This is a genomic window from Bacteroides clarus YIT 12056, from assembly GCF_900129655.1.
Lineage (GTDB): Bacteria > Bacteroidota > Bacteroidia > Bacteroidales > Bacteroidaceae > Bacteroides > Bacteroides clarus.
This window is the reverse complement of sequence record NZ_FQWK01000006.1, coordinates 49,916-63,344: the sequence shown is the minus strand read 5'-3', so window position 1 is coordinate 63,344 and position 13,429 is coordinate 49,916. Positions and strand designations below refer to the sequence as shown.

Annotated in this window: 8 protein-coding genes; all 8 read left to right on the top strand. The window is 45.0% G+C overall.

Annotation, left to right across the window (positions count from 1 at the left end):
* Positions 1 to 26: 26 nt before the first annotated feature.
* The 8 genes from BUB52_RS11795 (at position 27) to BUB52_RS11760 (ending at position 13,403) form a co-directional block, all read left to right on the top strand.
* A complete protein-coding gene (locus BUB52_RS11795) occupies positions 27 to 4,013 on the top strand; it encodes an SUMF1/EgtB/PvdO family nonheme iron enzyme (RefSeq protein WP_039950230.1) in 3,987 nt (1,328 codons plus the stop codon).
* Between the two features lie 3 nt (positions 4,014 to 4,016).
* Positions 4,017 to 6,479: a cytochrome c biogenesis protein CcsA gene (gene ccsA / locus BUB52_RS11790; protein ID WP_009120762.1), complete on the top strand. Its 2,463-nt coding sequence runs from the start codon at positions 4,017 to 4,019 to the stop codon at positions 6,477 to 6,479.
* Positions 6,480 to 6,481: 2 nt separating this feature from the next.
* Positions 6,482 to 6,796: a hypothetical protein gene (locus BUB52_RS11785; protein ID WP_009120763.1), complete on the top strand. Its 315-nt coding sequence runs from the start codon at positions 6,482 to 6,484 to the stop codon at positions 6,794 to 6,796.
* A gap of 19 nt (positions 6,797 to 6,815) precedes the next feature.
* Positions 6,816 to 7,832, top strand: a complete 1,017-nt coding sequence (locus BUB52_RS11780; protein WP_009120764.1) for a dihydroxyacetone kinase subunit DhaK — start codon at positions 6,816 to 6,818, stop codon at positions 7,830 to 7,832.
* A gap of 11 nt (positions 7,833 to 7,843) precedes the next feature.
* On the top strand, positions 7,844 to 8,464 hold the full coding sequence (locus BUB52_RS11775; RefSeq protein WP_009120765.1) for a DAK2 domain-containing protein: 621 nt from the start codon (positions 7,844 to 7,846) through the stop codon (positions 8,462 to 8,464).
* Between the two features lie 27 nt (positions 8,465 to 8,491).
* Entirely contained in the window at positions 8,492 to 9,367 is an 876-nt protein-coding gene (gene lsrF / locus BUB52_RS11770) for a 3-hydroxy-5-phosphonooxypentane-2,4-dione thiolase (protein ID WP_009120766.1), read from the top strand.
* An 89-nt stretch (positions 9,368 to 9,456) separates the two neighbouring features.
* Complete coding sequence (locus tag BUB52_RS11765) at positions 9,457 to 10,341, top strand: beta-propeller domain-containing protein (protein ID WP_039950281.1); 885 nt, start codon at positions 9,457 to 9,459, stop codon at positions 10,339 to 10,341.
* Positions 10,342 to 10,835: 494 nt separating this feature from the next.
* A complete protein-coding gene (locus BUB52_RS11760; RefSeq protein WP_009120768.1) occupies positions 10,836 to 13,403 on the top strand; it encodes a glycoside hydrolase family 3 N-terminal domain-containing protein in 2,568 nt (855 codons plus the stop codon).
* Positions 13,404 to 13,429: the final 26 nt, after the last annotated feature.

Below are 13,429 nucleotides of genomic sequence, written 5' to 3'. Positions count from 1 at the left end.
TATTTAATCTAATATAATAAGGACTTATGAATAAATCTTTGATTTTATTACTTGGCTTTTGCTACTGTTCGATATGGGTGGGAGCCGTTCCTAAAGATAAGGTATCTGTATCTTGGATTGATGCTGTGGTTACTGCCAAATCTGAATTGCGTACTCAACTGGAAAAATCGGGTATGCCGGTTGTTTCCAGATGGAAGAAAGTGAAACAGAAAGCGGAGCCTTTTGAAGTAGACCTGAATGGTAGTGAAAAGTTGATACTGATTACGGATGGTGGCCGTGATGGTACCAGCCATGATCAAGGAATTTGGGGTAATGCCCGTTTGATTAAGGCAGATGGTACGGAAGTGTGGCTTGATGAGGTTCGTTATGAATTTGGTAAAGCTGGCTGGGGAAATCCTACGATGAATACAAATGCTCACGGACAACCTATTAAGATTGCCGGAAAGTCCTATAAGCATGGTGTGCATTGTCATGCTCAAGGAATGTTGATATATAATGTTAAAGGCTATGAACGATTTGTCGCTGAAGTTGGAGTAGATGATTCGTCTGCTTCGGGTAGTGTCTATTTCAAGGCTATGAATGTACTTCCGGATCAGATTATAGCTGATTTGATGAAACGGTATCCGGAACAATTAGGGATATTAGGCAGCTATTTGGGAGGTTTGGATACTTGGATGACGGCGGAGGATGCTTCTGTGGAAAGAGAGTTGGTCAACAATATAGTGGCTAAATTGAAGAAACCTGCTTTTTTTAAAAATCAGTTGAAACAGATAGTTACCGAACAGAATGTGGATATACAGATACGTAGGTATCTCGAAGTTTTTGAAATTCTTCAAAAGGTATTTGAAGCTCAGGAAGAGCTTGAATGGTTGAATATCCCTGCTGTGAAATTAGCATTTGATGATTTGAAAAAACAGCGTGGTTATGATATTGCCAGGTACGAGCCTAAATTGAAAGAACTTGTTGCGTTGGATCAGAAAGGTTTCGATGGAATTTATCAGGGCGATTCGCAAGCGATATCCGATGTCTATAAAGCGGTATCTTGTAAACGTGCCATTTTGTTGGGAAATCCTTTACTTGACGGTGATAGAATTGTTGCGGCACGTTTTCTGTTGGGTACCGGGGCGCGTAAGGCGATGGCACCGGATTTAGGTACACAGGCAAATAATTGGAGTAATCAGGAGTCTGCCCGTCGTAGCGGGTTTAATGCGGAAATTGTAGAACTTTCCAATTTGCGTGGCGATATTAAGATGCGTCGTGTATTTAAGCCTGCAAACAGTTCGTCCATAGCCGACCTCAAGATGCATTGGGATGGCAAACGAGTGATGTTTACAGCTACAATGCCGGATAATCGTTGGAATATACATGAAGTAAAATTAGATGGTACGGGATATAAACCGTTGTTGAAGATGGTAGAGCCTGATTTAGAATTTTATGACGGAACTTATCTGCCGGATGGCCGTTTGATAGCTATTTCCAATGTCGGCTATCAGGGAGTTCCCTGTGTCAGCGGAAGTGACCCGGTAGGAAATATGATGTTATATGACCCGGAAACAGAAAATTTACGCCGTATCACATTCGATCAGGATGCTAACTGGAATCCGGTGGTGATGCACAACGGACGCGTGATGTATACTCGTTGGGAATATACGGATTTGATGCACTATTATTCTCGTTTTGTGATGCATATGAATCCGGATGGAACGGAACAGAAAGCATTGTTTGGCAGTGGTTCTGCATTTCCAAACAGTACGTTTGATATTCAGCCGCTCCCTAATCATGCTTCAGCGTTTGTCGGAATTATTTCAGGACATCATGGTATTGCACGTTCAGGACGTTTGATACTTTTCGACCCCACTAAATCCCGTAAAGGTGCTGCCGGTATGTTGCAGGAAATTCCATATCGTAACCGTCCTATCGTGGAGGTGATAAAAGACGAACTGGTAAATGGAGTATGGCCGCAGTTCATTAAGCCTACTCCGTTGGATGATAAATACTTCTTGGTAGCCGCTAAGTTAGGACCACAAGATTTATGGGGGATTTATCTGGTAGATGTATTTGATAATGTTACTTGTCTGATGAAACAGGAAGGGGAGGGATATATCAGCCCGATTGTGGTACGTGAGACAGTGACGCCGCCTGCTATTCCCGACAGGGTAAAACTGAATGAGAAAGAGGCCACTGTTTTCATTCAGGACATTTATGAAGGAGAGGGTTTGCGTGATGTACCGCGTGGCACCATTAAAGAACTTCGTTTGCACGCTTATGAATACGCTTACTTGAAAACCACTTCCGACTTCAACTGGCATGGCATTCAGAGCGGTTGGGATATTAAGCGCCAATTAGGAACGGTTCCTGTCGAAGAAGACGGTTCTGCTATATTCAAGATACCTGCCAATACGCCGATTTCAATCCAGCCAATTGACAAAGACGGAGCTGCGGTACAGCTTATGCGTAGTTGGTTGACAGGTCAGCCTGGCGAAGTAGTCTCTTGTATCGGGTGCCACGAAGACCAGAATCAAATTCCGGTTCCCAAACGTACAATCGCTTCCCAGCGTCCTGCGCATGCAATCAAGGCACCCGAAGGCGGAGTCCGTTCTTTTACATTCGATTTAGAAGTACAACCCATATTGGATCGTGCTTGTGTGGCTTGTCATAACGGCGAGAAAATATTTGACTTGCGCGGCGGTAAGAAGGAAAGAGGATATGGTACGGCTTATTTGAATCTGCATCCTTATGTACATCGCCAAGGGCCGGAAGCCGATATGGCTGTATTGCAACCATACGAATATCATGTTAATACGAGTGAACTGATTCAGATATTGAAGAAAGGGCATCATAATGTGAAGCTTACCGATAAAGAGTGGCGGACACTTTACACTTGGATTGATTACAATGCTCCTGATAAAGGGTTCTTCAATGCTAATAAGATAAGCGGTACTCCTTATCAGGGTTATGACCAGATAGCCCGTCGTATAGAATTAACCAACAAGTATGGTAATGGTATGGGAGTGGATTGGAAGAAAGAAATTGCCGATTATGCGGCCTATCTTAAAGGTAAAGGCACTGTCAAACCAGAAATGCCTGAGCCTGTAAAAGAGGTAAAAGTCAAAGAAGTGAAAGTCAAGAACTGGCCTTTTGATACGGAAACCGCAAAGGCTATGCTTGCCGGCGAAAAGAACAACCGTAAAGAGGTGGTTTTAGCTCCCGGGATCAAATTGACATTTGTTCGCGTTCCTGCGGGTGAATTTGCCATGGGTAGCTGGAATGGTGCTGCCGATGCGCGTCCTGTATCAAAGGTGAAGATAGATAAAGCCTTCTGGATGGGCGAAGTGGAGATTACCAACGAGCAATATAATGTGATTTTTCCGGAACATGACAGCCGTTATGTAGACCAATTATGGAAAGACCATGTACACTTTGGTTATCCTGCCAACAAGCCGGAACAACCCGTAATCCGTGTGAGCTATGAAGATGCGATGGCATATTGCAGGAAGTTGAGCGAGAAGACGGGGCTGAACATAACTCTGCCTACCGAAGCGCAATGGGAATGGGCTTGTCGTGCCGGTAGCGATACGGATTTCTGGTATGGCGATTTGAATACCGATTTTGGCAAGATGGAGAATTTGGCTGATGCAAGTTGTAACCGTATGGCGGTAAGCGGTGTAAATCCCCAACCTATGGCTCCCAACAATTATTGGTATAAATTCTACACCTATTTACCAAAAGAGGCAAGTGTAAACGATGGTGCGATGGTGCAGGTGGCTTCGTCCGATTACCGTTCTAATCCTTTTGGCTTATATAGTATGCACGGGAATGTGGCCGAATGGACTCGTTCTGACTATATTCCTTATCCGTATAAAGAACAAGCCAAAGTATCCGGCGAGTTCAAAGTAGTAAGGGGAGGATCATATATCGAACGTCCCAAGTTCTCCACATCTTATGTCCGTAAAGCTTACTATCCGCATCAGCGTGTGTTTAACGTAGGTTTTAGAGTCATTATCGAAGAATAATTCATGAAAAACTTGTTCAGTTCTTCTGCAACTACGGTGATAATGTTGTGTGTTTATGCCATTGTTTTGGCTATTGCCACTATCATAGAGAAATTCTATGGTACGGCAATAGCGAAAGCAGAGGTGTATCATGCTCCGTGGTTTCTTTTCTATCAAGGCACATTAGTACTACATTTGATTTTCGTACTTGTTGTCAAACATTGCCGGCGGTATGTCAAATTAGGAATGTTGATAGTTCATTGCGCCTTTATCGTTATCCTGATTGGGGCTCTTGTCTCTTTTCTTACGGGTGAAGAAGGTATTCTTCATCTTCGTGAAGGTGAGACCGGCAATCGGCTGGTAATGCTTGACGGCGGACAACGCACAGAGCATGAATTGCCGTTTGCAATTGAGCTGAAAAACTTTGAGCTATCTCGTTATCCGGGTTCTTCGAGTCCTTCTTCCTATGAGAGTGTACTTGTGATACACAAAGACGGAGAAAGCCGCAGTGAACATATATCCATGAACAATGTATTGGATATACAAGGATATCGTTTCTTTCAAGCATCTTACGATGAGGACGAACAGGGGACGGTACTGTCGGTGAACCATGATATTGCGGGACGTTATATTACGTATTCCGGTTATTTTCTGCTTGCGACAGGGTTTCTAATCGTCTTTTTGTCGGGTAAATCCCGATTTAGCCGGCTGCGGCATCGGTTGAAACGACTGTATTCCGGACGTACTATCGCATTCCTTTTTTTCCTGCATTTAAGTACCTTCGCTTTTGCGGATATTTCCGATTTGTCGGATATTGTGCGTAGGCATGCCGTCAGTCCGTCGCATGCGAAAAAGTTTGCGGCATTGCCAATGCAATCCCCAAACGGGCGTGTCATGCCGATAAGTACTTTTTCGTCGGAACTATTGCGTAAACTGCATAAATCGACCGAGGTAAAGGGGATTAATTCCGATCAGTTTCTTCTGAGTGTCTTGCTGATGCCCGATGTATGGATGCGGCTTCCTTTTATTAGCCTTCCGGGTGAAGACATCTGTGGGCGCTATGGATTATCCGGTGGTTATTGTGCATACACCGATTTGTTTACCGATGACGGTTCATACAAGTTACAGAAAGATTTGGAAAGGATCTATCGGAAGAAAGTGCCGGAACGTTCTCTTTTAGACAAGGATGTATTGAAACTTGATGAACGTATCAATTTGTTTCATCAACTTCTCAACCGACAACTCTTGTCAATATTTCCTTTGGATAACGCCCAAAGTAACAAATGGTATGCTCCGGGCGACGATTTATCATTATTTATTGGTAAGGACTCCATGTTTGTCAGTAAAATTTTCGATTGGTATCTGGATGAAGTCAGGCAATCTATATTGAACCATAATCAGACGGAGGCAGACAGAGTGTTGGATATGATTGTTGCCTATCAGAATGCCAAAGCGTCGGCAGGTCTTATCTCTTCTGAAAAATTAGAGGCTGAATGCAGGTATAATGCGCTGCAACCTTTTCGTTTGTGCAGGATAGGATATCTGCTGTTGGGAGGAGCTTTACTATTGACGCTTTTCGGTATACGTTCGGATAGACGTTGTTGGGGAAACATATTACATTACGTACTATTGGGATTGGCATTGGCTGTTTTCCATTTGCATATGTATGGAATGGGTATGCGCTGGTATATTTCCGGGCATGCACCTTGGAGTAATTCTTATGAGACTATGGTATATGTGGCTTGGGCGATTGTCCTGGCAGGGTTGTTGTTTGCCCGTCGCAATGTTTTGTCATTTGCGTTGTCTCTGTTGTTTGCCGGGGTTATTCTCTTTGTAGCCGGACTCAATTGGATGGATCCCGAGATTACCCCGTTGGTTCCTGTACTGAAATCTCCGTGGCTGATGTTCCATGTGGCTGTTATCGTGGCGGCTTACGGATTTTTTGGTATCAGTTGGTTGATAGGGATGAGCAATATGGTGCTGTTTATCATAACCGGCCATAAATCGCGCCGTCCTGAACGGATGTTACAGATAGAGGAACTCAGCATACTGAATGAAATGTCATTATGGGTGGGACTCGCGTTGATGACAGTAGGCACTTTCCTTGGAGCCGTCTGGGCAAATGAGACGTGGGGACGTTATTGGGGCTGGGATCCGAAAGAAACCTGGGCGTTGATAACCATACTTGTCTACGCAGTGGTGACACACGTGCATCTTCTGAAATGCGACTCCTCTCTTTGGCTCTTCAACGTTTTGTCTGTCTGGGCGTTTGCTTCTGTTTTGATGACCTATTTCGGGGTGAATTATTTCTTGAATGGAATGCACGCTTATGGATATAATGAGGGAGCGGGCGACATGATGGTCTATGGGGGTGTCCTGGCAGGCGTATGTGTCTTGTTTACTGTTTTTTCATATATCAGGTGGAAAAAAACGGATGTCGTTGCGGATACGGAATATGAAATCAAGAAACTTAAAATTGAAAAATAATTATGAGAACATTTAATCATGTGGGTATCGTTGTCACAGAAAAGAAGGACAATGCTTTTTACAATGAAGGTTTGAGCGTGTGGCTGACCGACTACACGAAAAGCCCCAACCGGATAGAGTTCCTGAAGTTTGAAGAGGGTAGTTGCATGCCCGAGTTGATACAAAAACAGGGACATATAGCTTACACGGTTCCGTCATTGGCGGAAGAATTGAAAGGGAAGAAAGTAATTTTCGGTCCGGCTGTCTGTGATGAGCATCTTACAATAGCCTTTATTGAAGAGGAAGGAATCGCAGTTGAAATAATGGAATTGAAATAACTATTAAAAAGAAAATATCATGTCGAATATTAAAACAAAATTTATAAACGATCCTGAGAATATAACTTCGGAGTTGTTGGAAGGTTACGTATTGGCATATCGTGATTATGTAAAACTTGCCAGTGAGAATATTGTAGTACGTGTAAAGCCAAAGAAAGAGGGACAGGTGGCTATTGTTACCTTAGGCGGTTCCGGACATGAACCTGCATTGAGTGGCTTTGTAGGCCGCGGTATGTTGGACTGTTCCGTCGTCGGTGACGTGTTTGCCGCTCCCGGCGCGCAACGTGTATTTCAAGCACTGCAGCTGATGAAATGTGAGGCGGGCATTCTGCTGGTTGTATTGAATCATTCGGGTGATGTCATGAGCGCCAATATGGCTTGCCAGTTGGCAGAGCGTACAGGTATCAAGGTTAAGCAACTGTTGGTACACGATGATATCAGTGCCGGAATTAATGCGCCTGCCGATAACCGTCGCGGTTTGTCCGGTTGCGTACCTTTATTCAAAATCTTGGGCGCGGCTTCTGAAGAAGGTAAGTCATTGGATGAATTGTTGGAGATAGGTACCCGCTACACGAATAAGGTGGCTACACTCGCTGTGGCCATGCGCTCGTGTACGCATCCGCAAAACGGTGCCGTAATCTCCGATTTGCCGGAAGGTATGATGGAAATCGGAATGGGGCAGCACGGCGAAGGCGGTGGCGGTCAAAAGCCGTTGGTATCGGCTGATGATACGGCGGTCGAAATGGTGGACCTACTGTGCAAACAACTGAAACCGGCTGTGGGAGACAAGGTAATGTTAATCATAAACGGTGTGGGCTCTACTACTCACATGGAATTGAATATTGTTTTCCGCAAAGCATATAAGGAGTTGGAGGAGCGCGGTTTTCAGGTTGTATTCAGCCGTATCCAGGAAATTCTTACCGTTCAGGAACAGGCCGGCTTCCAGATGATTATGGCTTTGCCGGATGAAGATCATATTGACTATTTGGATAATAAACCCGCCGAAGCTCCCTATTGGACGACTTTTGGAAAATAAATCCCGGACACATGGAAAAGATGACTATCGAGCAATTCAGAAAGATGTTGGAAACGGCTTTGGCTCATATCAAAGCTCGTGAAGATGAATTTTCCAAATTGGATGCAGTTATTGGTGACGGTGATCATGGGCAGGCTATTGTGGCGGCTATGGCCGCTATTGTGGCTTCTTCCCGTAAAGGGACTGAATTCAAGTCTATGCTGAATGGTATGGGATTTGATGTAATGCTTCAAGTGAGCGGTTCCACCAGTACATTGCTGGGTGCGTTCTTTTTAGGAATGAGTGATGCCGTTGAGGGTACGGCACTTTCGGCCGCCGAAGTGAAGGTTATGTTTGCAGCCGGATTGGCTAATGTATGTAAGCAGACCAAAGCCCGGAAAGGCGATAAAACAATGATGGATGCGCTTGTACCGGCTGTTGAAGCCATGGAAAGTTGCGCGTCGTCCGATGTGGCGGAAGTGTTTAAGACCGGCGCCGAAGCGGCGGTAAAAGGCGCGGAAGCCACTGTTGGAATGCAGGCGAACTTTGGGCGTGCCCGTAATTACGGTGAACGCTCTGTCGGCTATATGGATAGCGGAGCGGCTTCATGGAGTTGTATGTTTGCCTCTTTTGCAGAGGCTTTTGATAATTAAACAAAGATATTAATAATTGAAAAGAATATGGCTGATTTAGATGATTTGAGAGAAGGTGCCGATTTCGGTTTGGGAATGGCGCAAGTACAAACAAACTTTCACGTAAAAGGGGCTGAGAACCAATCTTGGGGAATGAAAGACCGCTTGTCGCGCATATTTAATCCTGAAACAGGAAAATCAGTAATGCTGGCTTGCGACCATGGTTTTATTATGGGGCCTACTTCCGGCTTGGAACGAATAGACCTTTCCATCGTGCCTTTGATAAAATATGCGGATTGTTTGATGTGTACTCGTGGTATATTGCGTTCGGTTATTCCTGCCAATATGAATATTCCAGTCTGTTTGCGTTCTGACGCAGGGACATCATTACTTACTGCCTTGAATGATAATGTTTTGATGGATATTGAAGATGCCATTCGTCTTAATGTATCCGCTATGGCAGTGATGTTGGCCATCGGCGAAGCAGAGCATGAAGCAAAAACGGTGGCAAATCTTTATCGTGCCGTGGATAAGGCAAGCCGTTATGGCATACCTGTAATGGGAGTTACTGCAGTCGGTAAGCAAATGGTTCGCGATGCCCGCTACTTCGGTCTGGCTACACGTATTGCCGCAGAGAACGGTGCTAATATTGTGAAAACCTACTATTGCGAAGGTTTCGAAAAGGTGGCCGCTGCTTGTCCGGTACCGGTCGTGATAGCTGGTGGAAAGAAACTTCCCGAGAAAGAAGCGCTCGAATTATGCTACAAAGCAATCAATGATGGTGCGGCAGGCGTGGATATGGGACGTAACGTGTTCCAAAGCGATGCCCCTGCAGCAATGATTCAGGCTGTACATGCAGTGGTGCATCAGGGTTTGACTTCCGGGCAAGGTTTTGAAATGTATCGGGATTTGGCGAAAAAGTAGTAGTATTCTACGGAATTAATAGAATGTCTGGATATCGGAAGCGGAAAAGGATACTTCTGCTTCCGATTTTTTTAATAGAAAAAGAGATGATGAAAAACTATCTGTTATATGTATTGCTATTGTGCACCTTGCCTTTGTGCGCCGGGCAGAAGAAAGAAAAGCTGCTGTTGAGCGGTTCCGGTTGGAACAAGATTGTGATAGTGGACAAAGAGAGCAAAACCATAGAGTGGGAACATCCGTTGAGTATGCATTGGGAGTGTAATTCGGTATCATTTACTCCCGATGGAAATATATTGTTTTCTTATCGCCGTGGTGCAAAAGTAGTAGGCCTGAATCATGAAGAGGTGTGGCGCATTAATGCGCCGGCAGGTTGTGAAATGCAGACGGCACGCGTGCTGCCTGACGGAAATTATTTGCTGGCGTGGACAGGACATCCGGCCGTTATGTTAGAGGTTGATAGGAAAGGAGAAATCTTGTCAAAAACAGAATATGAGACAGGCATTGAGAACACACATTCACAATTTCGCCAAGTGAATAAGAATAAGCGTGGAAATTACCTGTTACCTTTGATGGGAACCGGTGAGATACGTGAGGTGTCGCCAAAGGGTGAATTGTTGCGGACAGTACGGGTAGAGGGAAATCCTTTTACAATAATGAACGGGAAAGGCGATTGTTGTTGGGTGGCTTGTGGCGACCGTCATCGGCTGTTGAAAATAGATTGGAGATCGGGTGAGGTTTTGGCTCAATTCGGCGAAAACGATATTGACAACGTACGCCTTTTCTTTGTTGCGGGCTTATGCCCAGTATCCGGCGATGGACTGTATGTATGCAATTGGCAAGGACATAGCCCTGATGCGGCGAAGTCGAATATGCCCCAGTTATTTCAGCTGGATGCCCAAGGCAGATGTGTGTGGAGCCTGAATGATAATCGGATTTTCGGAATGATATCTGCGGTAGACAGCTCCTTCCGGTAGTAAAAAAGATATTTCTTGTACCTGTGAAAGTGTATGAGCAGGGCGATGTGAAGGGGAAAAAGCGGAAGGTAGACAGGATGGAGAGAGTTATTGGGAGGAAAGCTGCTTCGGGTTAGGAAAGAAGTAACCTGAATCAGGGATAAAACTTATCTGAAACAGGAAATAAAGTTTATCTTCAGTCTGGAGATGTACATCTTTAAACTGAAGACCGTCATCTCTAACTTAAAGATATATATCTTTAGGCTGGAGATGGATTTTCAAACAGGGGATACACTGCCTTTTTCCCGGTCTGAGCTATCCTGTATCCCTATTTCTTCCCTTTATTTACCAAGACCTGACAGACGAAAGGATAGCGTAGCGGATTTTTGATTGTTGAATAAGAGAACCGGAACTTATTGTACGCGCAGTGCAATAAAGTGAACGCAAAGAGAGCTGTTTTCTCACAAAAACGGCTCTCTTTGCGTTGTTTTATGAACTTTTTTATCTGATATATTATGAAGAGATATCGAAAAGATGTGAGTGTGTTTCTATTTCTATTGGTAAGCTCGGTTTGTCAAGCACAGCAGCTGCCTTATCAACAAGCAGCGTTACCGGTGGAGGTTCGTGTGGATGATCTGTTACAACGGATGACATTGGACGAAAAGATAGCTCAAATCCGTCATGTTCATTCTTGGGATATTTTCAACGGACAAGAACTGGACGAGAATAAATTGGCAAAGGTAGTCGGTGATAAATGTTGGGGATTTGTGGAAGGTTTCCCCCTGACAGGGGAGAATTGCCGGAAAAATATGCGTAAGATACAGGAATATATGCTCAATCATACCCGGCTGCGTATTCCTTGCTTCAATGTGGCCGAGGCTTTGCACGGTTCAGCCCACGAAGGTTCCACTATTTATCCGCAAAACATTGCTTTGGGAAGCACTTTTAATCCCGATTTGGCGTACCGGAAAGCAAAGATGATAGCCGGTGAACTTCATGCCCAGGGTATGAAACAGATATTGGCGCCTTGCGTGGATGTAGTGCGTGATTTGCGTTGGGGACGTGTGGAGGAATCCTATGGTGAAGACCCTTTTCTATGCGGATTGTTTGGTATCGCCGAGGTCAAAGGATATCAGGAGCAAGGGATATCGCCCATGCTGAAACATTTCGGTCCGCATGGCAATCCGTTGGGCGGACTGAACTTGGCATCTGTGGAATGCGGTGTTCGCGATTTACATGATATCTATCTGAAACCTTTTGAAATGATAATAAAGTCGCAACCTTTGAAGGCGGTGATGTCTACTTATAATTCTTGGAATCGTATTCCTAATTCGGCATCTCATTATCTGCTGACCGATGTGCTACGTAAGCAGTGGGGATTTACGGGATACGTCTATTCCGACTGGGGAGCTATTGAAATGTTGCAAACGTTTCATCATACGGCCAACAGTCCGGAAGAGTGTGCCTTGCAGGCTCTTATGGCCGGTTTGGATGTGGAAGCATCTAGTGAGTGTTATCCGGCTTTGAAGCAGGCGGTGAAGGAGGGGAGGCTGCCTGTGAGCTACATAGATGAGGCGGTGCGCAGAGTGCTGACAGCCAAGTTTGAAACAGGATTGTTTGAGGACCCCTTTGGTGAGAAATATCGTGCAGGCAAAGTACATTCTGAGGAAAGTGTCCGTTTGGCGCGTGAGATAGCGGATGAGTCTGTGGTGTTGCTGAAGAATGAAGGTAAATTACTGCCTTTGGATGAGAAACGTCTGGATGCTGTTGCCGTGATTGGTCCTAATGCCGACCAAGTACAGTTTGGTGATTATACATGGAGCCGTAGCAATAAAGACGGGGTGACACCGCTACAAGGTATCCGCCGTTTAGTGGGAAACAAGGTCAAAGTACATTATGCCAAAGGCTGTGATATGATGTCGCCGGATACTTCTTTGATAGCGAAGGCAGTCGAAGCTGCCCGTAAGAGTGATGTCGCCATACTTTTTGTGGGAAGTTCCAGTGCTTCGTTGGCACGCGATTACAGTAATACCAATTGCGGGGAAGGATTTGACCTGAATGATTTGACACTGGCCGGTGCCCAGTCCGGGTTGATAAAAGCGGTGTATGCCACAGGTACTCCGGTGGTGTTGGTATTGGTCAGTGGCAAACCGTTTGTGTTATCTTGGGAGAAGGAACATATTCCGGCTATCCTTGCTCAATGGTATGCAGGAGAACAGGAAGGAAATTCGATTGCCGATATCCTGTTCGGGCGCGTTAATCCTTCGGGACATCTCACTTTCTCCTTCCCTCAAAGTACCGGACATTTACCGGTATATTATAATCATCTGCCATCGGACAAGGGTTTTTACAAGAAGCCGGGGAGCTATTCGGAACCGGGACGCGACTATGTATTCTCCTCGCCGGCGGCTTTATGGAGTTTCGGTCACGGGCTCAGCTACACCGATTTCGTGTTTGAGGGCATTGATACTTCTTTGAGGAACGATTCCATTTACGTAAAATGTACGCTCCGTAATGTCGGTAACCGTTCCGGTAAAGAGGTGGTCCAACTCTATGTCCGTGATTTGGTCAGTTCCGTAGTGATGCCTGTACAACAGCTTAAGGCTTTCGAAAAGGTGGGGCTTAAGGCGGGAGAAAGCAGTGAGGTTCAATTGTCGTTGCCTGTGAGCGAACTTGCCATTTCGGATAATGATGGAAAACGAGTGATAGAACCCGGTGCTTTTGAATTTCAACTGGGTAATGCTTCCGATCGCATTTTGTTGCGCGACACACTGTGGATAGGAAAAGAAGTCAGGGAGAAAAAACAGTGTTCCGTACCTGTGGAAAAGAAAACCGTGTCGGTTGGTAAAAAGATAGAGGTACGCGGAGTGGTGCGGGATATTCAGGCGACATTGGTACATGGCGTCGACATTTATACAAAAAGCGATGGTATACTTGTGGGATGTACCGATTGTAACGGTGCTTTCATGGTAGAAGCTTCCGAAGGAGATATTCTTGTTTTCCGTAAGAAAGGATATGCGTATCGCGATGCCGAAGTTCTTTCGGGCACGTTGAATATACGCCTTACTTACAGCAATGAATAAAAAATATATATGAATACCGTAAAACA